The following is a 23,796-nucleotide window of genomic DNA, read 5'->3' as shown; positions in this document are numbered from 1 at the left end:
CTTTGCCAGATCGACGCCAATGATGGTAACTTCTTTCACGGATGCCTCCTTCGATTTGCTTGGTTTCAGCGCCCAAAGCTTGGCACATTGCGATGCCGTAGGGGAGGGAGGCATCCACTCCATCACCGGGACCACGCAGCAGAGGTGCGGACTTCATGGCATCGCGTTGCCGAATCACACCCCGACACACGCGATGATCATTGCAAGTCCCTCGCGTCACAAGGATTTTCTGCCACCGAATCTCACGCCCGCCGACGCAACCAGAAAGTTGCATCGCGCCGGAAGCGCGGCCCCACCTTCACGCACGCGAGGTCTTCCGCCTGGCGGAGTGACGGGTTGTCGGGTGTAAATTTTACTCGCTAGTAAAAAAATCCCCGCTTATAGTCTGCCAAGGCCCGCGCAGATCTGCCTTGGCATTGACCATAGAGGGAGCTTTCCATGACCAGAAAACCACGTCATCTGACCCGCCGCGCTCTGATCGGCACAACCGCTGCCGGGGCGATGCTGACAACGGCAATGCTGCCGGGGGCGCTGTTTGCAGACGAGCCGCTGCGCGTCGCCGGGATTTACACTGTTCCGGTCGAGCAGCAATGGGTCAGCCGCATCCATCTGGCGGCAGAAACTGCGCAGGCAAGGGGCGACATCGCCTATACCTTCACAGAGAATGTCTCGAATACCGATTATCCGCGCGTGATGCGCGAGTATGCCGAGGCTGGTGTGAAGCTGATCATCGGAGAGGTGTTCGGGGTAGAGCAGGAAGCGCGCGAAGTGGCGGCGGAATACCCCAATGTCGCCTTCCTCATGGGGTCAAGCTTCTTGGATGATGCCGCGCTGCCCAATTTCGCGGTTTTCGACAATTACATTCACGATGCGGCCTATCTGAGCGGCCTGATCGCCGGGGCCATGACGGAAAGCGCCAATATCGGCATGGTCGGCGGTTTTCCGATTCCCGAAGTAAACCGGCTCATGCATGCCTTCATGGCAGGTGCGCGCGAGGTGAACCCGGAGATCCGATTCCAGGTTGCCTTTATCGGGTCGTGGTTCGATCCGCCCCGCGCGAAGGAAACCGCCTTCGGGATGATAGAAGCAGGCGCGGATGTCATGTATGCCGAACGCTTTGGTGTCTCTGATGCCGCGCAGGAACGAGGTGTGCTGGCCATCGGCAATGTCATCGACACGCAGGCAGATTATCCTGATACCGTCGTCGCCTCTGCCATATGGCATTTCGAGCCCACACTGGACACCGCTGTGGCGGCTGTCAAAGCCGGGGACTTCAAGGCCGATAATTACGGGATCTATTCCTACATGATCCACGGTGGCTCGTCGCTGGCGCCGCTGGGCACGTTCGAAGGCCGCGTGCCGAGCAAGATCATGGACCTCGTGGCACAGCGCAGGCAGGAAATCCTGGATGGAACCTTCGAGGTCGAAATCAACGACGACGAACCCCGGTCCTCTTAAATGCCGCCGAGAGAACAGGCGCAGGGGCCTGTCCTGCGCCTTGATGGCATTACCAAGCGATTTGGCCGGCTAGTGGCGAACGACGCCATCAGCTTGAGCCTGCATGGCGGAGAGGTCATAGCCCTTCTGGGCGAGAACGGCGCCGGCAAGACGACGCTGATGAATATCCTGTTCGGCCATTATACGGCCGATTCCGGCTCGGTCGAACTGTTTGGCCAGGCCCTGCCCCAGGGCAATCCGCGCGCGGCGCTGGCGGCTGGCGTGGGCATGGTGCACCAGCATTTCACGCTCGCGGACAATCTGTCGGTTCTGGATAACCTCGTGCTGGGCACGCAACCTCTGTGGGGCGCGCGGCTGGACATGGCGGGCGCACGCGCGAAACTGGCGCGGCTGGCACAGGATTTCGGGCTGGCGGTGGACCCCGATGCGCGGGTGGGCACGCTGAGCGTGGGCGAACGGCAACGGGTGGAAATCCTCAAGGCGCTCTATCGCGATGCGCGCATCCTGATCCTTGATGAACCGACCGCCGTGTTGACCCCACAACAGGCCGATGCGCTTTTTGCCGCGTTGCGCAAGATGGTGGCGCAGGGTTTGTCGATCATATTCATCAGCCACAAGCTACACGAGGTTATGGCGATTGCCAGCCGCGTGGTGGTTCTGCGGCATGGCAAACTGATGGGCGAGGTCGCGGTGACAGACACTGACCCGCGCGCGCTGGCCGAGATGATGGTGGGCGACAGCATCAGCCCGCCCGAGGTGCGCGCCATGACACCCGGCCCCGCACTTCTGGAGTTGCGCGCCGTCTCGACCCCAGACCGGGGCAACGTGCGGGGCTTGCACCGGGTGGATCTGAGCTTGCGGGCCGGCACGATCACCGGGCTTGCGGGCGTGTCGGGCAACGGTCAGGCCGGGCTGGCCGATCTGATCGCCGGAACGGAGCGCCCGAGCGGCGGCGAGATACGGTTGCACGGGACCGTGCATGCGCACTGGTCCGTGACCAAGGCGCTGCGGGCCGGGATCGCGCGCATCCCGGAAGACAGGCACAAGACAGGCACGATTGCCGATTTCACCCTGACCGAAAACGCTATTCTTGAGCGCTACAGAGACGCTCCTTTCGCGCGGCGCGGCTGGATGGACTGGCGCGCGGCGCGCGCTTTTGCAGAATCTGTGATCCGGTCCTATGACGTGCGCTGTCCGGGGCCGGAAACGCGGATCAGACTTCTGTCGGGGGGCAACATGCAGAAGCTGATCCTGGGTCGCGTGATGGAAACCGGCCCGCAGATCATTCTTGCGAACCAACCGGTCCGGGGGCTGGATATCGGTGCGATTACATTCGTGCAGGGCCAGCTTCTTGCCGCGCGCGACCGGGGCGCGGCCGTGCTGCTGATTTCCGAGGATCTGGACGAGATCCAGACACTGTCGGATGTGATCCATGTCATCTCGGAGGGCCGCCTCTCTCCCCCCTTTGCAAGAGGCAGCATGAGCGCAGGCGATCTGGGACGTTGGATGGTCGGCGAAGGATATGCACGCGAGAACATGGCCGGGGGGCAGGATGCGGCTTGAAGCAATTGACCGGCCATCAGCACTTCGGCTGATCGGCTTTCCGGTGGCTGCGCTGGCGCTGACCGTTGTTCTCGGGTCTTCTCTCGCGATGCTTGCCGGGGCCAATCCGTTCCAGACGCTTGGCCTGATACTCCGCGGAGCTGCCGGATCAAAGTTCGCTCTGCTGGAGACGCTCAATCGTGCGACCCCGCTCGTTTTTACCGGGCTTGCGGTCGCAGTCGCCTTTCGCGCCAGGCTGTGGAACATCGGTGCCGAAGCGCAGCTCTACGCCGGGGCGCTGATGGCGGTGCTCCTTGGTACGGGGTGGCTTGGCTGGCCGCCCGGGTTCTTGTTGCCCGCGATGGCCGGGGCCGCGATGCTGGCAGGCGCGCTGGTGCTTCTGGCGCCCGCCATCTTGAAGACGCGATTTGGCGTTGATGAAGTTGTCACCACATTGCTGTTCAATTTCATCATGCTGCTGTTCATTTCCATGCTGCTCGAGGGGCCGCTGAAAGACCCGATGGGCATGGGCTGGCCGCAATCCTCGCGCCTGATCCCTGATGCGCGTCTGCCACGGATCGTGGAGGGCTTGCGCCTGCATTGGGGCTTTGCATTCGCACTGATCGCGGCGGCGGTGGTCTGGGCGCTTCAGTCACGCACGACCTTGGGCTATGAGATGCGCGCGGTGGGGCAAAACCGGCAGGCGGCAGAGTTCGCCGGCATTCCCGTGGACCGCGTGATCCTGAAGACCGCGCTTCTGTCGGGCGGGCTTGCCGCCCTTGCAGGCTTTTCCGAAGTGGCGGGGCTGCGCGGCAACCTGACGCTCGATCTGTCGCCGGGCTTTGGCTATACGGGCATCATCGTTGCCATGCTGGCGCTTCTGAACCCCATTGGTGTGGTGGTTAGCGCGATTTTCGTCGCGGGCGTCTTTGTCGGCGCGGACAGCATGAGCCGCGCGGCGGGCGTGCCCACCTATATCGCCAATATCATGCTGGCCACGGCGCTGCTGACCATGGTGCTGGCGATTTCGCTGACGCGCTACAGGGTGCGGTGGGATTGACATGGGCGAGGTTCTTGAAATCTTCCTCTCGGCGAGTTTCTGGGCTGCGGTGATCCGCATTGCCTCGCCGCTTATCTTTGCCACGATGGGCGAATTGATCTGCGAACGTGCGGGCGTGCTGAACCTCGGGATCGAGGGGATCATGGTCGTGGGCGCCTTCGCAGGCTGGATGACCGTCTATTCCGGTGGGGGGCTGTGGACCGGCGTTGTGGTGGCCATGCTGGCGGGGATGCTGTTTGGCCTGCTGCATGGCACGCTCACCGTGCCCTTTGGGCTGAGCCAGCATGTCGTGGGGCTGGGGATCACGCTTCTGGCGACGGCCAGCGCCTATTTCGCCTATCGTCTGGCACTGCCGCGCGTCACCGCGCCGCCCCGGATCGAACCGTTCCAGCCGCTGCCCATCCCGATCCTGTCCGATATTCCGCTGATCGGACCTGCCCTGTTCTCCCAGACGCCGCTGACCTATCTGGCTTTTGGGCTGGTCGGCGTCGTTTCCTTCGTTCTGTTCCGTACGCCGCTGGGTCTGGCGCTGCGCGCGGCTGGCGAGAACCCGGCGGCTGTGGCCGCGCAGGGCCTGTCGGTCACGGGGCTGCGCATGGGGGCCGTCATCGTGGGTTCCGGTCTGATGGCGGTCGGTGGTGCCTTCCTGACCATGTCAGCCTTCAATTCCTTCTTTTTCGAGATGGTGAACGGGCGTGGTTGGATCTGCATCGCGCTGGTGGTCTTCGGCGCCTGGATGCCCGGCAAGGCGCTGTTGGGAGCGGTGCTGTTCGCCATGTTCGATGCGCTGCAGATCCGGCTGCAGCAGACCGCTATCGGGGCCGATATTCCATACCAGATATTCCTCATGATGCCATTTGTCCTGTCCATTCTGGCGCTGGTGATCATGTCGCGCCGCGCTTCGGTGCCTGCCGCGCTGATGGTGCCGTTCAACAAGGGAGAGCGTTGATGTTTGATCTGATCGTCAAAGGCGGCACCCTACCTGACGGGAGAGTTGCGGATATCGGTATCCGGGGCGACCGGATCGCGGCGGTTGACCGGCTTGACGGGGCCGAGGCGGGCCAGGTGATCCACGCAAACGGCGATCTGGTCAGCCCGCCCTTTGTCGATCCGCATTTCCATATGGACGCGACGCTGAGTTATGGCATCCCCCGCATCAACCAGTCGGGCACGCTCCTGGAAGGGATCACGTTGTGGGGCGAGTTGAAGCAGGTCACGACGATTGACGAGATGAAGGCCCGTGCACTCGCCTACTGCGACTGGGCCGTAAGCATGGGGCTGCTGGCGATCCGCAGCCATGTCGATACCTGCGACCCGGAGTTGAAGGGTGTGCAGGCCCTTCTGGACGTGCGCGAGACCGTGCGACCTTATCTCGATCTGCAACTGGTGGCCTTTCCGCAGGACGGGCTGTATCGCGACCCGCAGGCGCGCGATCAGACGCTGCGCGCGCTGGATATGGGGGTCGATGTTGTGGGCGGCATCCCGCATTTCGAGCGCACGATGGAGGAAGGCCGTGCCTCGGTCACCGATCTGTGCCGCATCGCTGCGGAACGCGGGCTGCCGATCGACCTGCATTGCGATGAAACCGATGATCCGATGTCGCGCCACATCGAGACGCTGGCGGCAGAGGTGATCCGCTACGGCTTGCAGGGCCGCGCGACCGGCTCGCACCTGACCTCCATGCATTCGATGGACAATTACTATGTCTCGAAACTTCTGCCGTTGATCGCCGAGGCAGAGATCGCGGCCCTGCCGAATCCGCTGATCAATATCGTCATTCAGGGCCGCCACGACACATTTCCCAAGCGGCGCGGGCTGACGCGTGTGAAGGAACTGCGCGCTTATGGCGTAACCGTGGGCTGGGGGCAGGATTGCGTCCTGGATCCGTGGTATCCTCTGGGCACGGCGGATATGCTCGATGTGGCATTCATGGGCCTGCATGTCGCGCAAATGACCCATCCCGATGAGATGCGCGCCTGTTTCGACATGGTAACAACCGAGAATGCACGAATCATGGGGCTGAACGGCTACGGGTTTGAACCGGGCGACATGGCCTCGCTGGTGGTGCTGGATGCAGCCCATCCGGTCGAGGCGCTTCGGCTGCGGGCGTCGCGTCTGTGGGTTATTTCAAAGGGAAACCTGGTCGCACAAAACCCGCGCGACACCGCTCGGCTGGTCTTGCCCGGACGCCCGGAACAGGTCGATCGTCGCCTGTAGCGTGCCGCATCTGTTCAGAGGCATGCCCGGGACGGGCAGTTCCAATGCAATGCGCCACGCACCCAGAACCTGATTGCAAAAGCGTTGAGTGAATTCAGCAGGCCATGACCCTGTTCGGTTTCGAAGCTGAACAGCAATCACGATGTCCTTGACTGAGCTCTGACCTTCGTCGCCTTGGCCTCGATCAGTCGGGGCAGTCCGTCCGGGTCGGAACTCGTGTTGTCGCCGGAAGGTGGCGCAACATCAAAGACGGGAATGGTGGGTGATAAGAGATTCGAACTCCTGACATCTTCGATGTGAACGAAGCGCTCTACCACTGAGCTAATCACCCGTTGACGCGGCTTTTAGCGTCACTCCGTAGGCTCTGCAACCACCTCTTTCACATCATCGCCATCTTCCCTGGCGGTGGTCTCCGCATCACCCGCGCCCTGACGGATACGGGCAATCAGGATGCGGCCGTTAGGCAGGTCGCGCATACGATTGATCCTGATCTTGCCCAGTGGCGCAAGGTTCAGATCGCGCCCCTCGGCCAGTGCCTCGCCGATGACGGCAAGCGCCGCCTCGAGCACGGGCCTAGCCGCTTTCTTCTTGATCTCCGCGCGTTTGACCACCTCTGCCAACAGTTCCTGCCGCTTCAATTCGGGTCGTGCCGGGGCGGCGGGGTTGGGCCTGTCCGCGACGAGCGATTCCGGTTTTGCGATGGTGGCGCGAGTAGCGGTTGGCTTGCGGGGCGTGCTGCGTGTGGAGGGTTTCGTCGCCATGGAATGCCTCATCTGGTGCGTGACTGTCTCACCTTTGGAAACACGCTAGCGGCATATCAATGCCAAGGCCAGCGCGTTTCGGGCAACGCGCAGACGCTTTGTCGATCACTTTGGAAGACACCGCACCAAGATGGCCCAAGGGGCAACGGTAGAAGCCCGCGCGCTGCACCAATCGGATAACGCAAAGCCAGAAAGCCCCCGGAGCGATACGCCGCGCCTTCGTCGCCATCCTCAGTCACAGCCCCCCCCGAGAGTTCCGGGCGCCGTGTCATGCCGCTCCATCCGGCTTGGCACATCCCCCCCTCGATATCCGCAAAGCGCACCTCCGACCCCACTGGCAGGAGCCGGATGCGGTCGGCGTCAATGCGGATTTCGCGGACATTGCAAACGGCCTTGAGGCAGAATGGCCCGGTCACCAGCCCAAAGAGGGAAACAAACAGGATCTTGCACTCTTAGGGCGGTCCTTCGCAAATCGACATCGCGATGCAGGGCGGCATCAGCACCAGCCAGAACCCTGCGAACCACGGCAGCAAGCGCCCCCTCACGGGAAAGATATGATCTTCACTCACGCCATGACCCGTTGAGAGAAAATGCCCCAGAGATGACCCGGGGCATCTTCAACACTCTCAATGCGCCACTGCGCCGCGCCCCTCGCCCTCGGGCTTTCGCGCCGCCTCGGCGGCGGCGGCCTCTTCGGCGGCCTCGTCCCACTCCACCGGCTCGGGCGCGCGCACCAGCGCCAGCTTGAGAACGTCCCGCACATGATCGACGGGGATGATTTTCAGCCCTTGCTTCACATTGTCCGGGATTTCGGCCAGATCCTTTTCGTTCTCGCGCGGGATGAGCACCGTCTTGATGCCGCCGCGCAGCGCCGCCAGCAGCTTTTCCTTGAGGCCACCGATGGGCAGCGCATTGCCGCGCAGCGTGACCTCGCCGGTCATGGCGATGTCCTTGCGGATGGGAATCCCCGTCAGAACCGAGACGATGGATGTCACCATCGCCAGACCCGCCGAAGGCCCGTCCTTGGGCGTCGCCCCTTCGGGGACGTGGACGTGAATGTCCCATTTCTCGAACTTCGGCGGCTTTACCCCGATTTCCGGCGCGATCGACCGGACATAGCTTGACGCCGCATCAATCGATTCCTTCATCACATCGCCCAGCTTGCCGGTGGTCTTCATCCGGCCCTTGCCGGGCAGGCGCAGCGCCTCGATATTGAGCAATTCGCCGCCCACAGAGGTATAGGCAAGCCCCGTGACCACGCCGACCTGATCGCTTTCCTCCGCCAGCCCGAACTTGAACTTGCGCACCCCGAGAAAGTCATCGAGGTTCGCGGGCGTCACGCTAACACTCTCGGCCTCCTTGCGGATGATCCGGGTCAGAGCCTTGCGTGCGATCTTGGCGATCTCGCGTTCAAGGTTCCGCACCCCCGCCTCGCGGGTGTAGTAGCGGATGATGTCGGTCAGCGCCGCGTCGGTCAGCTCGAATTCGCCCTTCTTCAGCCCGTTATTCGCCACCTGCTTCTGCAACAGATGCTGCTTGGCGATCTCGCGCTTTTCATCCTCGGTATAGCCCGCCAGCGGGATGATCTCCATCCGGTCCAAGAGCGGCCCCGGCATGTTGTAGCTGTTGGCCGTGGTCAGAAACATGACGTTCGAGAGGTCATATTCCACCTCGAGATAGTGGTCGATGAAGGTGGAGTTCTGTTCGGGATCAAGCACTTCCAGCATCGCGCTTGCCGGATCGCCCCGGAAATCCTGCCCCATCTTGTCGATCTCGTCGAGCAGGATCAGCGGATTGGTGGTCTTGGCCTTTTTCAACGCCTGAATGATCTTGCCGGGCATGGAGCCGATATAGGTCCGCCGGTGGCCGCGGATCTCGCTCTCGTCGCGCACGCCGCCAAGGGAAATGCGGATGAACTCGCGCCCCGTCGCCCGCGCGACAGACTTGCCAAGGCTGGTCTTGCCCACGCCCGGCGGGCCGACAAGGCACATGATCGGGCCTTTCAGCTTCTTGCTGCGCTGCTGCACCGCCAGATATTCGACGATCCGCTCCTTGACCTTTTCCAGCCCGTAATGATCGGCATCAAGCACCTCCTGCGCCTTGTGCAGATCCTTCTTGGTGCGGCTTGTCACACCCCAGGGGATCGACAACATCCAGTCGAGGTAATTGCGCACAACGGTGGCCTCGGCGCTCATCGGGCTCATGCTCTTGAGCTTTTTCAACTCGGCCTGCGCCTTCTCAGACGCCTCCTTGCTCAGCTTGGTCGCGGCGATGCGCTCTTCCAACTCGGCAATCTCGCCCGCGCCCTCCTCGCCATCGCCAAGCTCCTTCTGAATGGCCTTCATCTGCTCATTCAGGTAATATTCGCGCTGTGTGCGCTCCATCTGGCTCTTGACGCGGGTCTTGATCTTCTTCTCGACCTGCAAGACGCTCATCTCGCCCTGCATCAGGCCATACACCTTCTCCAGCCGCTCGCTCACGCTCAGCGTCTCCAGAAGATCCTGCTTGCGCTCCACATCAAGGCCCAGATGCCCCGACACCAGATCGGCCAGCCGCGCGGCGTCGTCAGCGTCGCTGACAGCCGAGAGCGCCTCGTCAGGGATGTTCTTGCGGATCTTGGCATAGCGCGCGAATTCCTCGCCCACAGTGCGCAAAAGCGCCTTGATCGTGGTCAGATCACCCGGCATCTCGTCAAGCGCCTCGGCGCGGGCCTCGAAAAACGCCTCGTTTTCCAGATATTCGACAATGCGCACCCGCCGCACACCCTCGACCAGCACCTTGACGGTGCCATCGGGCAGTTTCAGCAGTTGCAGCACATTGGCCAGCACGCCGACGCGATAGATTCCGTCGGTGTTCGGGTCATCGTCGGCGGGATCGATCTGGCTCGACAGCAGGATCTGCTTGTCGTCGGCCATCACCTCTTCCAGCGCGCGCACAGATTTCTCGCGCCCCACGAAGAGCGGCACGATCATGTGCGGGAACACCACGATATCGCGCAGCGGCAGCACCGGGTAAGAGGAATTAAGGGGGTCTTGCATGCTCGGTGTCCTGTTCTTGGCAAGAAGGCCCGGCCCCGGCTTCGGCAGCCCCGGCCCTCTCCGTTTCACTTGAGGCTTACTTGGGGCAACACGGGCCCCGTTTCAACTGATCCGGCGCAGAATGCCCCTCCCGCGCGGCGGGGGCAAGGGGGCAAGGGCGCACAGGCAAAGGCACCGCGCGGGTTACGACAGCCACGCGGCGCGCTTACTCGTCGTGTTCCTCCAGCCGATTGTGCATGTCGCGCAACGCATCGGTGAATGCCCCCGCCAGAATACCCGTCGGCAGCGCGATGAAACCGATCCCTATGACCGCAGTCAACGCCGCAAAGATACGCCCCAGCGGGGTAATCGGGACAGTATCGCCATATCCCACCGTGGTAAGGGTCGCCACCGACCACCACATCGCACGCGGAATCGAGCCGAAATTCTCCGGTTGCAAGCCGCGTTCAGCAAGATAGAGCGCCGTCGATGACAGCAGCATGAGCGCAAAGGCGGCGACCATGCTCACCGCCAATTCATAGCGTCGTCGCGCGACCGCCCCTGATATCGTCCGCAGCGCCAGCGAATAGCGGCCAAGCCGCGCCAGCCGCACCAGCCGTGCCACCCGGAAGAGCCGGACAAGCGACGCCTCCAGACCGATCACCGGCATCAGGTAGGACAGCACCACCACAAGATCGGTAAGTGATGCGAAGGTCAGCGCGTAGCGCCATGCCGAACCATAGCGCGGGTTCGCCCCCGCCGCGTAGAGCCGCGCGACGTATTCCGCAAGAAAAACAACGAAAAACACCAGATGCGCGGCGAGGTATACGTGCTCCAGCCCCTCGCTCAGGCGCACCTCGGTCTCGAATATGCCAAGAAGAATCGACAGGCAGATCAATCCGATGATGACCTGATTCCAGTGCGACAGCCCCGGCCCATCGTGCATTTCGGGATCAATCGCTCTGGAAACCTTCTCGCGTGTCATGGGCGGGCCTGCCGTGCTACTCATGGGCGGGCCTGCCGTGCTACAATTTGACCGGCGGGAGGGTAGCATGGCATTTCGTTTCAGAAGAACACTTAAAATCGCGCCCGGCATTCGCCTCAACCTGACGAAAAAAGGCGCAAGCATCAGGGTTGGGCCGCGCGGGGCTGGCGTGACCATGGGCACGAGCGGCACCACGGTCAGCGCTGGCATTCCGGGCACCGGGCTTCACACCAGCCAGAAACTATCCAAGGCCACGCACAAGGCCCCACCGGCCCCGCGCGCAAGTGCCGAAACACCTTCAGCCTCGACCGAAACGCCCCCAAGGGAAGCCGCGCGCCTCGGATTTTTCGGCTGGAGCGGGGTCGTCGCCTGGATCGGGATCGGCCTTTGGTTAATTGGCAGAGTTTTCGGTTGAGACAGGCCAGGAACGGGTCGAAATCAACCTCACTCGCGCCGCCGCCCGCTGTAGGCAGCCAGTTCCGCCTCCAGACGGTCGGCATAGGCGGCGCGGTCGGCCCCCGTCATGGCGGCGAAATGCGCGACAAGCACCGCCTGCCCCATCTCGAAGCGTTCGGCAAAGGCGGCGCGCTGTGCGGCAAGCCGCAAAGCGACCTTCCCGGCGTCGAATGGCTCGGCGCGCAGCTCGGCGACCAGCGCCTCCATGCTCGCGCGCATCGCGCCACGTTCTGGCCCTTGCACGCGCATATGCGCGCGCATCCCGCGCGCGATCTCACGCCGATCGGCCTCGCTCAGCGCGCGGCTCAGCGGTCCGCCCACCATGTCGAGCCGCGCCGGATGGTGACCGTGATACCCGTCGCCATGGCGCAGCCACCAGCCCGCCGCCGCGCCCGCGACCAGAAGGTTGAGTGCGACCGACACCACCAGAAACGTCCGCAGCCCGGTCGAGAGACCGCCCTTTTTCCCCTCTGCCATCAGAAATCTCCTGCCAGATCAAAGGCCAGCTCCGGCGCGACATCCACCAGATAGCCCGCCTCCGCCGCGCCAATCGTCCCTTCGGGCAGCGCAGTGCCGATCCAGACACCGGCCGCCGCCGCCGTGGCCAGCCCCGCCAGCGCGGGCCAGCCGCCAAAGGCGTCGCGCAACCGCGCCAGCAGCGGCTCTCGTCTCGGGGCCGGTTGCCCCGTCTCCGCCGCGCGCAAGACCGCCGCCATCAGCGCCGCCGACGGCTCGGGCGGGTGCGCGCGCGCCGCCTCGAAAAACAGTTCGAGCCGCGCGGCCTCATGCTTGTCATCGCTCATCGGCATAGCCCAACTCCTCTTTTCTTGTGCCGAGCGCCGCCGCCAGCGCACGCCGTCCGCGCGTGGTCAGGCTTTCGACCGCCTCGACGCTGGCCCCCATGATCATGGCGATCTCGGGATTGGCCAGCCCCTCGATATGGCGCAGCACCACCGCCTGCCGCTGCCGCTCTGGCAGTTCGTTCAGCGCCGCCTGCAACGCCTCGGCGCGGGCGTGCGTCTGCATCCGCTCGGCCGCGCCCGGCTGTGTGTCGGGCGGCTCGGGAACCGCGTCGAGCGGCACCGTGCCCCCCTTTGCGCGTCGCCGCCGGTCGATGCACAGATTGGCGGTAACGCGGTAGAGCCAGGTGCTGAGCCGCGCCTCGCCCGCGCGCCACTCGGACGCCTGCCGCCAGAGCCGCAGCATCGCCTCCTGCGCCACCTCCTCGGCTTCGGCGCGGTTGCCCAGAAGACGAAAGGCATGGGCAAGAACGCGCGGCGTCAGCCGGAATGTCAAGCGCCGCGCCGCCGCCGCATCTCCTGCGGCAAAGGCGGCAAGCAGTGTTTCGTCGGGCGTATCGTCGTGCTCGTCAAAAGGCATGGCCATCGCGCGAGACTATCCCCGGCCCCGGCCCGCCACAAGCGGGCAGGCGGGGCCGGGAGCGCATCAGCGGTTTAATAGTAGTAATGGTGGACCACCGCACCGGGCTGGCCATAATGGCCCATCCCGTGCTGGCCATGATGACCCTGATACCCTTCGTAATAACCGCTCATCCCCGCGCCGTGACGGCCCTTGCCGCCCATCCGCATCTCGCGCATCTTCGCGAATTCCTCAGGCGAGATCATGCCGTCGCCGTCGGCGTCGAGGCGGTCGAACATGCGCCCGCCCTGCGCGGTCTGCATCTCATCGAGGCTCACCATACCGTCGCCGTCGGCGTCGTGGCGCGCAATCATGCGATCGGCTTGGGCGGCAATGCGCTCGGCGGCGCGATCGGTCAGGCGCGCCACGATCTCGTCGCGGCTGAGCAGCCCGTCGCCATCGGTATCGGCCCCTTCGAAGCGCGTGGCCATGTCCTCCATGCCCTGGCCCATCATCCCCTGGCCCATCATACCTTGGCCCATCATACCCTGGCCCGTCATACCCTGGCCCGTCATACCCTGGCCCATCATGCCCTGGCCCGTCATCCCTTGGCCCGTCATCCCTTGGCCCATACCCTGCGCGCGCGCTTCGCTCGGCGCGCCAAGGCCGATGGCCAGCGCAAGTCCTGTCATGAGAACGATCTTTTTCATGGTGATCCCTCCTTCGGGGTCCGCTTTGATCCTCTGGCGACGCGGCTCTCTGGCCCCGTCTGCAAGGTAATACGCGCGCCCCCGCCCGTTCCGGCGCGAAACCCCGGCTCAGAGCGGCGCGATATCGCCCTCGGCGCGGGCGGCATGGAAATCTGCCTCCCACTTGGCAAACCGCCCCTCGGCGATGGCCGCGCGCATACCCGACATAAGCTCTTGATAATAATGAAGGTTATGCCAAGTCAGCAGCATTCCAGCGATCATCTCGCCGGCGCGATAGACATGGTGGAGATAGGCGCGGGAATACCCGCGACAGGCCGGACAGGTGCAATCCTCATCAAGCGGGCGCGGGTCTTCGGCATGGCGCGCGTTCTTTATGCTGATCGGCCCGCGCCGCGTCCATGCCTGCCCCGTCCGCCCCGAGCGCGAGGGCAGCACGCAATCCATCATGTCCACCCCACGCTTGACCGCGCCCACGATATCGTCGGGCTTGCCCACCCCCATGAGATAACGCGGGCGCTCCTCGGGCAAGAGATCGCAGGCATAATCGAGCACGCCGAACATCGCCTCTTGCCCCTCGCCCACTGCCAGCCCGCCGATGGCATAGCCGTCAAAGCCGATGGCGCGCAGCGCCGCCGCGCTCTCCTCGCGCAACTCGCGCGTGACGCCGCCCTGCATGATGCCGAACAGCGCATGGTCGGGCCGGTCGCCGAACGCCGCCTTCGAGCGTTCCGCCCAGCGCATCGAAAGCCGCATCGCGCGCGCCACCTCCGCATCCGAGGCGGGCAGCGCCGGGCACTCGTCGAAACACATCACGATATCCGACCCAAGCAGCCGCTGGATCTCCATCGAGCGTTCGGGGCTGAGCATGTGGCGCGAGCCGTCCACATGGCTCTGGAACCGCACGCCGTCCTCGCTCAGCTTGCGCAGCCCGGCAAGGCTCATCACCTGAAAACCGCCCGAATCCGTCAGGATCGGCCGCGCCCAGTTCATAAAGCGGTGCAGGCCCCCAAGCCGCGCCACCCGCTCCGCCCCCGGTCGCAGCATCAGATGATAGGTATTGCCCAGAAGGATATCCGCCCCCGTGGCCGCCACGCTCTCGGGCAGCATCCCCTTGACGGTCGCCGCCGTGCCCACGGGCATGAAGGCGGGCGTTCGGATCTGCCCTCGCGGCGTGCTGATCGCCCCCGTCCGTGCAGCCCCGTCGCGCGCCGCCACCTGAAATCCAAATCCCATCGCCCGACCCTCTTTTCGGCTTTTGCCCCCCCATAAAGCGGTTTACCCTAACGCGAAATACCCCTTTCCCATGCCGCTCAAGGGCCAGACCATGACCGAAGACCTGATTTTCGAGCTGATCTCCGCCAATATCCTGTGGATCCTCATTGCGATCTTCGGGCTGCTGATCATCACGCGCGGCCTCCAGATCGTGCCGCAATCCGAGCAATACGTGGTCGAACGCTTCGGCAAGCTGCACAAGGTGCTTGGCCCCGGCATCAACCTGATCGTGCCGTTCCTCGACAAGGTGGCGCATCGCATCTCGATCCTCGAACGCCAGTTGCCCAACGCCAGCCAGGACGCGATCACCCGCGACAACGTGCTGCTGGAGGTGGAAACTTCCGTGTTCTATCGCATCCTGCAACCGGAAAAGACCGTCTATCGCATCCGCGACGTGGACGGGGCGATTGCCACCACCGTGGCGGGCATCGTGCGCGCCGAGATCGGCAAGCTCGATCTCGACGACGTGCAATCGCACCGTTCGCAACTCATCTCGACGATCAAGGCGCTGGTGGAGGACGCGGTCGATGACTGGGGGATCGAGGTGACGCGCGCCGAGATCCTCGACGTCAATCTCGATGAGGCCACCCGGTCGGCCATGCTTCAGCAACTCAACGCCGAACGCGCCCGCCGTGCCCATGTGACCGAGGCCGAGGGCCAGAAACGCGCCGTAGAGCTGACCGCCGATGCCGAGCTTTACGCCGCCGAGCAACAGGCCAAGGCTCGCCGCATCCAAGCCGACGCAGAGGCCTATGCCACCTCGGTCGTGGCCCGCGCCATCGCCGAAAACGGGCTTGAGGCGGCGCAATACCAGGTGGCCTTGAAGCAGGTCGAGGCGCTTGACGCCATGGCCAGGGGCTCGGGCAACCAGACCATCGTGCTGCCCGCCAACGCGGTCGAAGCGTTCGGCAACGCCTTCCAGATGCTGAAAGGGCGCGGCTGATGTCCGCGCTCTGGCAGCTCTGGTGGGTCTGGGCGGCGGCGGCGCTGGTCTTTGCCATTCTCGAAACCGTGCTGCCGGGTTTCGTGCTTCTGGGCTTTGCCGCTGGCGCGGCGCTGGTGGCGCTCTTGGTGCTGCTGCCGCTCGATCTCGGCCTCTCGGCGCTTCTGGCGATTTTCGTGCTCTTCTCGCTCCTGTCGTGGATCGTGCTGCGCCGTGCGCTGCGCCGCCCTGACGACCAGACCCGCGTGATCCGCGAGGACATCAACAAATAGGACAGCCCTTGCAGCCCTGACCGCATCGCGGCTATGAGCCGCGCGCGCCCCCGGAAAGGACCAAGGCCATGACCGACGACACCGCACCCCAGCCCCTGCAATTCGGCTGGGAGGAATGGATTTCGCTGCCCGATCTGGGCGTGCCTGCGATCAAGGCCAAGGTCGATACCGGCGCGCGCACCTCCGCGCTCCATGCCTTCGACATCGAGACCTTCGGGCCGTCCACCCGCCCCAAGGTGCGCTTTACCGTCCACCCGATTCCGGGCCGCGACGATCTGGTGATCCCCTGTTCGGCCCCGATCATCGACCGCCGAGAAGTGGCGTCCTCCAATGGCGAGCGCGAATTGCGCTATGTGATCCAAAGCACGCTCTCGGTCAGCGGCAATCAATGGCCCATCGAGATCACGCTGACCAACCGATCCTCCATGACAAGCCGCATGTTGCTCGGGCGGCAGGCGCTCAAGGACCATATCTCGATCGTCGCCACCGACCGTTTCCTGCAACCCGAACTCAGCTATGACGTCTATCACACTTCGCGGATGCGCGCCGCCCAACCCAAGCGTGCGCTGCGCATCGCCGTGCTCTCGCGTGAAGACAATTATTCCACCCGCCGCCTTGTGGAAGAAGGCGAGACGCGCGGCCATTCGGTCGAGGTGATCGACACCACGCGCTGCTACATGGCGATCAACGCCCTGGCGCCGGAGGTGCATTACGACGGCAAGCGCCTGCCGCGCTATGACGCCGTGATCCCGCGCATCGGGGCCTCTGTCACCGCCTATGGCGCCGCCGTGATCCGCCAGTTCGAGACCATCGGCACCTTCTGCGTGAACCCCTCGGCAGGCATCACCGCCAGCCGCGACAAGCTTTATGCCCATCAGCTGATGGCGCGCGCGCGGGTGGGGATGCCCAACACCGCTTTCGCCGCCTCACCCAAGGATACCGGCAACCTCATCGGTCTCGTGGGCACCGCACCGCTCATCGTCAAGCTCCTCGAATCGACGCAGGGCAAGGGCGTGGTGCTCGCCGAAACGCGCAAGGCGGCCGAATCGGTGATCGACGCCTTTCGCGGGCTCAAGGCGAATTTCCTCGTTCAGGACTTCGTGAAGGAGGCAGCGGGCGAGGATATCCGCTGCCTTGTCATCGGCGGGCGCGTGGTGGCCTCGATGAAGCGCACCGGCGCCGAGGGCGATTTCCGCTCCAATCTGCATCGCGGCGGCTCTGCCAAATCCGTGCGCATCACCAAGGCCGAGCGCGAGACGGCCATCCGCGCGGCGCGCGTGTTCGATCTCAACCTCGCCGGGGTCGATCTTTTGCGCGCCGATACGGGGCCGAAGGTGCTCGAGGTGAACTCCTCTCCCGGCTTCGAGGGGATCGAGGGTGCGACCGCCAAGAACATCGCAGGCGCCCTTTACGAGATGATCGAGGCACAGGCCCGCCCCGCCCCGGTGCGGCGGCGCAAGACCCCCGGCTGAGCCTTTCACGTCGCGCACAACCCCGTAAACCGCGTGCCTCTGGACGCGGGGCCGTATAAATCTTATATCTTTGGTCGGAATAAGCGCAGGACAGACAGAATGACCGCAGCCGAACCGCTTCAGGGGACACCGCTCATCGCCCCCTCCACCACCGATCACCCGCTCTACGAGCAGGTCGTCGAGGCGTGCCGCACCGTCTATGACCCTGAAATCCCGGTGAATATCTACGATCTCGGGCTGATCTACACGATCGACATCAGCCCCGAGAACGCGGTCAACATCACCATGACGCTCACCGCGCCGGGATGTCCCGTGGCTGGCGACATGCCCGGTTGGGTCGCCGATGCCGTCGAGCCGCTTGCAGGCGTCAAGCAGGTCGATGTGCACCTGACATGGGAGCCGCAATGGGGCATGGACATGATGAGCGACGAGGCCCGGCTTGAGCTGGGTTTCATGTAGAAATCAAAGGACTGAAGGGCAAAGCTCATGTTCGGAATTCCCGGAAGACAAGCCGTCACCCTGACCCCGGCAGCGGTCGCGCAGATCTCGCGCCTTATGGACCGAGACGGGGCCAAAGGGCTGCGACTTGGCATCAAGAAGGGGGGCTGCGCGGGCATGGAATACACGATGGAGTATGTCTCCGAGGTCGATCCCCACGATGAGGTGGTCGAACAGGATGGCGCGCGCGTGCTGATAGCGCCCATGGCGCAGATGTTCCTGTTCGGCACAGAGATCGATTACCGGACCTCCCTGCTCGAATCCGGCTTTGTCTTCAACAATCCGAACGTAACCGAAGCCTGCGGCTGCGGCGAATCGATCAAATTCGCAGACATGTGAAAACCGTCTGGCAAGGCATTGAAAGGAAAAAGGAATGAAACGCAGGCTGGCCGCCGGAAATTGGAAGATGAACGGCACCATGGCAAGCCTGAGCGAGATCGCAGCGCTCGCTGTCGCCCATACCGCGCCGACCGTCGACATTCTGATCTGTCCCCCCGCCACGCTACTGGCGCGGGCAGCCTCGCTCGCCGCCGACACCCCTCTGATGATCGGCGCGCAGGATTGCCACACCGCCGCTTCGGGCGCCCATACGGGCGACATTTCCGCCCCGATGCTGGCCGATGCGGGGGCGCAGGCGATCATTGTCGGCCATTCGGAGCGGCGCGAGGATCACAAGGAAACCAGCGCCCTGATCGCGGACAAGGCCCGCGCCGCCCACGCCGTAAATCTCATCGCGGTCATCTGCCTCGGCGAGACACTGGCCGAGCGCGAAGGCGCGCAAACCCTCGCCATCATCGCCGATCAGTTCCACGCCTCGCTTCCCGACACCGCCACCGCTGCCAATACCGTCATCGCCTACGAGCCGGTCTGGGCCATAGGCACCGGCCTCACGCCCAGCACGGCGCAGATTGCCGAGGTGCATGACGTGCTCCGCGCGCTTCTCACCGACCGCCTGGGCAAGACAGAGGCCGACGGCCTGCGCCTTCTCTACGGTGGATCGGTCAAGCCCGCAAACGCCGCCGAGATCTTCGCGATTCCCAACGTGGACGGCGCGCTCGTCGGCGGCGCGAGCCTCAGGTCACAGGATTTTTCCCCGATCATAACCGCGCTCGAAGATGCCTGACCCTTCACTGTTCAAAAAATACTCCGGGGGAGTCGCGCGGATGCGCGACGGGGGCAGCGCCCCCTTTCCCCTCACAACGGTAGCATCACCGTCGATTTGATCTCTTCCATCGACAAGAGCGCGGTGACGTTGTGAATCTTCACTTCCGAAATCAGCGCCTGATAGAACACGTCATAGGCCCGCGCATTAGCGACACGCACCTTGAGAATATAGTCGATATCGCCTGCCAGCCGATGCGCCTCCTGCACTTCGGGGCGCTTCTTCAGCGATTCCAGAAACCGGGCCTGCCAGTCGGCATCATGTTCCGACGTGCGGATCAACACGAAGAAACACGCCTCGAACCCGAGCGCCTCCGGGTCGAGCAGACAGGTCTGTTGCCGGATCACACCGGCCTCGCGCATCTTGCGGATCCGGTTCCACACGGGCGTCTTGCTTGACCCCACATTGCGCGCAATATCGTCGAGCGATTGCCCTGCATCCTGCTGGAGCTGCACAAGAATTTTCCGATCGAGATCGTCTATGCGGACGGTCATTCCAACATTACTCCGATTGAGGAACGCGCGGCCCTCATTCTGACACGTACAGAACAAATGTTCTTATTCTGCGTGCTATATAGCCTTTATATGGGAATATTTCCTATATTAACAGGGAAGTCAAACAGCTCGGAATCGCTGCCGCCATGCCCGCCAGAACGCCCCTGTTCACGCCAGTCGCCTTTGTCGGCGCGGGCCCCGGAGACGCCGATCTGCTGACCTTGAAGGCACTGCGCCTCATCGCGGCGGCCGATGTGGTGATCCATGACCGACTGGTCAGCGCGGATATCCTCGCACTCGCCCGGCCGGGCGCGCAACTTGTGGCCGCCGGCAAGGAGGGGTTCGGCCCGTCCACCCCGCAAGCGGTGATCAATTCGCTCATCACCGGCCACGCGCTCGCCGGTGCGCGTGTCGTGCGCCTCAAGGGCGGCGATCCGGTCGTGTTCGGGCGGCTCGACGAGGAAATCGAGGCGATAGAGGCTGCTGGCCTCACCTTCGAGATCGTGCCCGGCATCACCGCCGCCTCCGCCGCCGCCGCCGCCATCGGCCAGAGCCTGACGAAACGCGGGCGCAACGCCGCTGTGCGCTTTCTGACCGGGCATGACATGGCCGGTTTTGCCGATCACGATTGGCGCATGCTGGCGCGCCCCGGCGAGGTGGCCGCGATCTACATGGGCAAGCGCGCCGCGCGCTTCGTGCAGGGGCGGCTGCTGATGCACGGCGCGGACCGCGCCACGTCCGTGACCGTCGTGGAAAACGCCGCCCGCCCCAACCAGCGTGTGATTGCCACCACACTCGACCGGCTGCCCGCCGATCTCGACGCCGCCGCGCTCAGCGGCCCCGCGCTCACCTTTCTCGGCCTCGCCCCCCGTGCGGCAGAGGCCAGGATTTCACAATCTCGACAGGAGTTTGCCTGACATGGCCAAAGAGTTCACCCCCAAGGTCGTGACCGCCAACGCCCTGATCGAGGGCGATGTGGTCTATCTCACCGCCGATGACCGCTGGACCCGGCATCTGTCAGAAGCCGAAGTGCTGATCGACGAGGCCGATGCCGATTATCGCCTTTTGCAGGCGCAGGCGCGCGCGGGCGAAATCGTCGGCGCCTATCTCGCCGATATGCGCCGCGGCCCGAACGGCCCCGAGCCCACCCATTTCCGCGAGGAATTTCGCCGGACGGGCCCCTCGAACCTCTTTCACGGCAAGCAATCCGAAGGACAGTCGCGCGCCTGACCCGCGACCTTCCCCCGGAAAGGACACCCAGATGTATACCTACAACGACTTCGACCGCGCCTTCCTCGCAGAGCGCAACCGCCAGTTCCGCGCACAGGTGGAGCGGCGCGTGGCGGGGGGCCTCACCGAGGATGAGTTCCGCCCGCTGCGTCTGATGAACGGGCTTTACCTGCAACTGCACGCCTACATGCTGCGTGTCGCCATTCCCTATGGCTCGCTTGACCCGGCCAAGCTGCGCCAACTGGCCTATCTGGCCGAGCGGTGGGACAAGGGTTATGGCCATTTCACCACCCGCACCAATATTCAGTATAACTGGCCGCAACTGCGCGATGTGCCCGACATGCTCGATGCGCTGGCCGAGGTGGGGATGCACGCCATCCAGACCTCCGGCAACACCATCCGCAACGTGACCTCGGATCATTTCGCCGGTGCCGCTGCGGATGAGATCGAAGACCCCCGCCCGGTGGCCGAACTGGTGCGGCAATGGTCCACCGACCACCCGGAATTCCAGTTCCTGCCGCGTAAATTCAAGATCGCCGTCATCGCCTCGGACAGCGACCGCGCCGTGATGAAGATCCATGACATCGGCCTCAAGATCATCGAGCGTGACGGGGTGCGCGGTTTCGAGGTCTGGGTTGGCGGCGGCATGGGCCGCACGCCGATGGTGGCCAAACTCTTGCGCGATTTCCTGCCCCGTGCAGACCTTTTGCCCTATCTCGAATCCGTGCTGGCGACCTATAATCGCATCGGACGGCGCGACAACAAATACAAGGCGCGAATCAAGATCACCGTGTTCGAGAACGGCCTTGATGAAATCCGCGCTCTGGTCGAAGAGGAATTTCCCCGCCGCCGCGCGGCCTTTACCGGCGTCGATCAGGACTGGCTCGCGCGGATCAACGCGGCCTTTGTCACGCCCACCCTGCCCGAGCGTGACGCCGCCCCCTATTACACCGCCCGCGATGCCGATCCGGTGTTCCGCGCCTGGGCCGATACCAATGTGACGCCGCACAAACACGCCGATCACGGCATCGTCACCATCAGCCTCAAGGCGCATGGCGAAACCCCCGGGGATGCCTCGGCGGATCAGATGCGCCTCGTCGCCGATCTGGCCGAACGCTATGGCCACAACGACATCCGCGCCAGCCACGCGCAGAACCTCGTGCTGCCGCATGTGGCCCTGGCCGACATTCCCGCCGTCCATGCCGCGCTGAAAACCATGGGCCTTGCCACCGGCAACATCGGCCTCGCCTCGGATATCATCGCCTGCCCCGGCATGGATTATTGCGCGCTGGCCACCGCCCGCTCGATCCCCGTGGCCCAAGGCATCGCCACCCGGCTTGACGCGCTCAAGATCGAGCATGAGGTCGGCCATCTCCAGATCAAGATCTCGGGCTGCATCAATGCCTGCGGGCATCACCATGTCGGCCATATCGGTATCCTTGGCCTCGACCGTGCCGGGGTGGAAAACTATCAGATCACCCTCGGCGGCGATCCGTCCGAGACCACGACCATCGGCACCCGCACCGGGCCGGGCTTTGCCTATGACGAGATCGTGCCCGCCATCGAGCGCCTGATCTTCGCCTATCTCGACCTGCGCGACGGGCCAGAAGAGACCTTTCTTGAGACCTACAACCGCCTCGGGATGGCCCCCTTCAAATCCGCGCTCTATGACCAAGAGGCCCGCGCCCATGCCGCAGAGTGACCTGAGATCACGGGTTCACGCGCTCAACGACCGATACCGCCATCATTCGGCGGTGTCAGTGCTTGAACATGCGTTGCGCGATCCACAGGCGGGCAAGCTGGCGCTTGTCTCCAGCTTTGGCGCGGAATCCGTCGTGCTTTTGCATATGGTCTCGGTCACGCGGACGGCAACGCCGGTCATTTTCATCGACACGGAGATGCTCTTTGCCGAAACGCTGGTCTATCAGCAGGAACTGGCCGAGCGGTTGGCCTTGCGCGATCTGCGCATCATCCGCGCCACCCCTGCCGACCTGCGCAGCCATGACCCCGGTGACACGCTCCACCTGCGCGATACCGACGCCTGCTGTGCGCTGCGCAAGACCGTTCCCTTGTTGCGCGCGCTGAGCGGTTTCGACGGCTGGATCACCGGGCGCAAACGCTATCAGGCCGGCACCCGCGCCGCGCTCGATTTCTTCGAGGTCGAGGAGGGCACCGGGCGCATCAAGGTCAACCCGCTGGCCCATTGGGCGCGTGAGGATATCCGCACCTATATGGAGGAAAACCGCCTGCCCCGGCATCCGCTGGTGGCGCGCGGCTATCCCTCCATCGGCTGTATGCCCTGCACCAGCCCGGTGCGCGCCGATGAAGACCCGCGCGCGGGCCGCTGGCGCAATCAGGACAAGACCGAATGTGGCATCCATTTTGTGAATGGCAAAATGGTGCGAAAAGGAGTTTCCGCATGAGCATCGTCGTCACCGATAGCGGCTTTGGCCGCGATGACTGGACCAACCCCATCACACCTCTGGCCGAGGCCGGCGCAAGCACCACCGCGCTCGATCTGCCCGAGGACACCAACCCCGCCGATCTGGCGGGGCGTCTGAAGGCTGTGCGCTTCATCCGCGTGGCCTTTCCCGGCCCCGCCGACGGGCGCGGCTTTTCCATCGCGCGGCAATTGCGGCTCATGGGCTATCGTGGGCGGCTGCGCGCCGCTGGCCATGTGATCGCCGATCAATACGCCATGGCGCGGCGCGCGGGCTTCGATGAGGTGGAAATCTCCGACGCGCTCGCCGCGCGCCAGCCCGAAGCCGACTGGCTCTTCCGCGCGAACTGGCAGTGCCACGATTATCAGGCGCGGTTGCGCGGCTGATAATCGCCTTCCCCTGACATAGGTCAAAGATTAAAAGAGGATGTCGGTTCAGATGCACCGG

General features: G+C 64.0%; 26 protein-coding genes and 1 tRNA gene. 17 read left to right on the top strand and 10 right to left on the bottom strand.

From position 1 onward, the window contains the following. The first annotated feature begins 438 nt into the window (after positions 1-438). From KAK09_RS04520 to KAK09_RS04500, 5 genes are read left to right on the top strand one after another with little or no spacing between them, the layout of a single operon-like run. Complete coding sequence (locus KAK09_RS04520) at positions 439-1,458, top strand: BMP family protein (RefSeq protein WP_210877650.1); 1,020 nt, start codon at positions 439-441, stop codon at positions 1,456-1,458. Further along, positions 1,459-3,021 (top strand): ABC transporter ATP-binding protein, encoded by a 1,563-nt coding sequence (locus KAK09_RS04515; RefSeq protein WP_210877649.1) that lies wholly within the window; start codon positions 1,459-1,461, stop codon positions 3,019-3,021. After that, positions 3,011-4,060, top strand: a complete 1,050-nt coding sequence (locus tag KAK09_RS04510) for an ABC transporter permease (protein ID WP_210877648.1) — start codon at positions 3,011-3,013, stop codon at positions 4,058-4,060. Before KAK09_RS04515 ends, KAK09_RS04510 begins: the two co-directional genes overlap by 11 nt. A gap of 1 nt (position 4,061) precedes the next feature. Next, positions 4,062-5,009, top strand: coding sequence for an ABC transporter permease (locus KAK09_RS04505; protein WP_210877647.1), 948 nt, complete (start codon positions 4,062-4,064; stop codon positions 5,007-5,009). After that, entirely contained in the window at positions 5,009-6,277 is a 1,269-nt protein-coding gene (locus KAK09_RS04500; protein WP_210877646.1) for an amidohydrolase family protein, read from the top strand. Before KAK09_RS04505 ends, KAK09_RS04500 begins: the two co-directional genes overlap by 1 nt. 256 nt (positions 6,278-6,533) lie before the next feature. On the opposite strand, the gene KAK09_RS04495 is transcribed toward KAK09_RS04500, so the two are convergent. The 4 genes from KAK09_RS04495 to KAK09_RS04480 all read right to left on the bottom strand — a co-directional run bounded on the left by KAK09_RS04495 (position 6,534) and on the right by KAK09_RS04480 (position 11,040). After that, positions 6,534-6,608: transfer RNA gene (locus tag KAK09_RS04495), tRNA-Val, on the bottom strand. A 19-nt stretch (positions 6,609-6,627) separates the two neighbouring features. After that, positions 6,628-7,038 (bottom strand): HU family DNA-binding protein, encoded by a 411-nt coding sequence (locus KAK09_RS04490; RefSeq protein WP_210877645.1) that lies wholly within the window; start codon positions 7,036-7,038, stop codon positions 6,628-6,630. A gap of 626 nt (positions 7,039-7,664) precedes the next feature. Further along, a complete protein-coding gene (gene lon / locus KAK09_RS04485) occupies positions 7,665-10,076 on the bottom strand; it encodes an endopeptidase La (protein ID WP_210877644.1) in 2,412 nt (803 codons plus the stop codon). A 205-nt stretch (positions 10,077-10,281) separates the two neighbouring features. Further along, complete coding sequence (locus KAK09_RS04480) at positions 10,282-11,040, bottom strand: ion transporter (RefSeq protein WP_210877643.1); 759 nt, start codon at positions 11,038-11,040, stop codon at positions 10,282-10,284. A 67-nt stretch (positions 11,041-11,107) separates the two neighbouring features. Between KAK09_RS04480 and KAK09_RS04475 the strand changes: the two genes are divergently transcribed. Continuing rightward, positions 11,108-11,455, top strand: a complete 348-nt coding sequence (locus tag KAK09_RS04475) for a DUF4236 domain-containing protein (protein ID WP_210877642.1) — start codon at positions 11,108-11,110, stop codon at positions 11,453-11,455. Positions 11,456-11,484: 29 nt separating this feature from the next. On the opposite strand, the gene KAK09_RS04470 is transcribed toward KAK09_RS04475, so the two are convergent. The 5 genes from KAK09_RS04470 to tgt all read right to left on the bottom strand — a co-directional run bounded on the left by KAK09_RS04470 (position 11,485) and on the right by tgt (position 14,798). Beyond that, positions 11,485-11,973 carry a periplasmic heavy metal sensor gene (locus KAK09_RS04470; RefSeq protein WP_210877641.1) on the bottom strand — a complete coding sequence of 163 codons (489 nt, stop codon included), beginning with the start codon at positions 11,971-11,973 and terminating at the stop codon, positions 11,485-11,487. Next, a complete protein-coding gene (locus KAK09_RS04465; protein WP_247651054.1) occupies positions 11,973-12,305 on the bottom strand; it encodes a hypothetical protein in 333 nt (110 codons plus the stop codon). The genes KAK09_RS04470 and KAK09_RS04465 overlap by 1 nt, the downstream gene beginning before the upstream one ends. Further along, on the bottom strand, positions 12,289-12,882 hold the full coding sequence (locus tag KAK09_RS04460) for an RNA polymerase sigma factor (RefSeq protein ID WP_210877640.1): 594 nt from the start codon (positions 12,880-12,882) through the stop codon (positions 12,289-12,291). The genes KAK09_RS04465 and KAK09_RS04460 overlap by 17 nt, the downstream gene beginning before the upstream one ends. Before the next feature lie 68 nt (positions 12,883-12,950). Continuing rightward, positions 12,951-13,565 carry an EF-hand domain-containing protein gene (locus tag KAK09_RS04455; protein ID WP_210877639.1) on the bottom strand — a complete coding sequence of 205 codons (615 nt, stop codon included), beginning with the start codon at positions 13,563-13,565 and terminating at the stop codon, positions 12,951-12,953. A 108-nt stretch (positions 13,566-13,673) separates the two neighbouring features. Beyond that, the gene (tgt, locus tag KAK09_RS04450) at positions 13,674-14,798 is read right to left on the bottom strand and encodes a tRNA guanosine(34) transglycosylase Tgt (protein ID WP_210877638.1); all 1,125 of its coding nucleotides are present in this window, start codon (positions 14,796-14,798) and stop codon (positions 13,674-13,676) included. A 91-nt stretch (positions 14,799-14,889) separates the two neighbouring features. On the opposite strand from tgt, the gene KAK09_RS04445 reads away from it, so the two are divergent. The 6 genes from KAK09_RS04445 (at position 14,890) to tpiA (ending at position 19,145) form a co-directional block, all read left to right on the top strand. Next, on the top strand, positions 14,890-15,780 hold the full coding sequence (locus KAK09_RS04445) for an SPFH domain-containing protein (RefSeq protein WP_210877637.1): 891 nt from the start codon (positions 14,890-14,892) through the stop codon (positions 15,778-15,780). Continuing rightward, complete coding sequence (locus KAK09_RS04440; RefSeq protein WP_210877636.1) at positions 15,780-16,052, top strand: NfeD family protein; 273 nt, start codon at positions 15,780-15,782, stop codon at positions 16,050-16,052. Before KAK09_RS04445 ends, KAK09_RS04440 begins: the two co-directional genes overlap by 1 nt. A gap of 68 nt (positions 16,053-16,120) precedes the next feature. After that, a complete protein-coding gene (rimK, locus tag KAK09_RS04435; protein ID WP_210877635.1) occupies positions 16,121-17,524 on the top strand; it encodes a 30S ribosomal protein S6--L-glutamate ligase in 1,404 nt (467 codons plus the stop codon). Positions 17,525-17,623: 99 nt separating this feature from the next. Further along, the gene (locus tag KAK09_RS04430) at positions 17,624-17,983 is read left to right on the top strand and encodes an SUF system Fe-S cluster assembly protein (RefSeq protein ID WP_210877634.1); all 360 of its coding nucleotides are present in this window, start codon (positions 17,624-17,626) and stop codon (positions 17,981-17,983) included. 27 nt (positions 17,984-18,010) lie between these two features. Next, positions 18,011-18,361, top strand: a complete 351-nt coding sequence (locus KAK09_RS04425) for a HesB/IscA family protein (protein WP_210877633.1) — start codon at positions 18,011-18,013, stop codon at positions 18,359-18,361. 34 nt (positions 18,362-18,395) lie between these two features. Next, positions 18,396-19,145 (top strand): triose-phosphate isomerase, encoded by a 750-nt coding sequence (gene tpiA, locus KAK09_RS04420; protein WP_210877632.1) that lies wholly within the window; start codon positions 18,396-18,398, stop codon positions 19,143-19,145. Between the two features lie 71 nt (positions 19,146-19,216). Here the strand turns inward: tpiA and KAK09_RS04415 are convergent, their stop codons facing one another. Beyond that, on the bottom strand, positions 19,217-19,678 hold the full coding sequence (locus KAK09_RS04415; protein WP_210877631.1) for an Lrp/AsnC family transcriptional regulator: 462 nt from the start codon (positions 19,676-19,678) through the stop codon (positions 19,217-19,219). A 146-nt stretch (positions 19,679-19,824) separates the two neighbouring features. Here KAK09_RS04415 and cobA point away from each other — a divergent pair, with 146 nt between their 5' ends. From cobA to KAK09_RS04390, 5 genes are read left to right on the top strand one after another with little or no spacing between them, the layout of a single operon-like run. Then, positions 19,825-20,595 carry a uroporphyrinogen-III C-methyltransferase gene (gene cobA, locus KAK09_RS04410; protein WP_210877630.1) on the top strand — a complete coding sequence of 257 codons (771 nt, stop codon included), beginning with the start codon at positions 19,825-19,827 and terminating at the stop codon, positions 20,593-20,595. A gap of 1 nt (position 20,596) precedes the next feature. Beyond that, positions 20,597-20,908 carry a DUF2849 domain-containing protein gene (locus KAK09_RS04405; RefSeq protein WP_210877629.1) on the top strand — a complete coding sequence of 104 codons (312 nt, stop codon included), beginning with the start codon at positions 20,597-20,599 and terminating at the stop codon, positions 20,906-20,908. Positions 20,909-20,939: 31 nt separating this feature from the next. Further along, entirely contained in the window at positions 20,940-22,610 is a 1,671-nt protein-coding gene (locus tag KAK09_RS04400; protein WP_210877628.1) for a nitrite/sulfite reductase, read from the top strand. Then, entirely contained in the window at positions 22,597-23,331 is a 735-nt protein-coding gene (locus tag KAK09_RS04395) for a phosphoadenylyl-sulfate reductase (protein WP_210877627.1), read from the top strand. The genes KAK09_RS04400 and KAK09_RS04395 overlap by 14 nt, the downstream gene beginning before the upstream one ends. Then, positions 23,328-23,735, top strand: a complete 408-nt coding sequence (locus KAK09_RS04390; protein WP_210877626.1) for a DUF934 domain-containing protein — start codon at positions 23,328-23,330, stop codon at positions 23,733-23,735. Before KAK09_RS04395 ends, KAK09_RS04390 begins: the two co-directional genes overlap by 4 nt. Positions 23,736-23,796: the final 61 nt, after the last annotated feature.

This window comes from Roseovarius autotrophicus, from assembly GCF_018069895.1.
Lineage (GTDB): Bacteria > Pseudomonadota > Alphaproteobacteria > Rhodobacterales > Rhodobacteraceae > Roseovarius > Roseovarius autotrophicus.
Note: the sequence above shows the minus strand (reverse complement) of the source record. Positions and strands in the feature narration are given on the sequence as shown.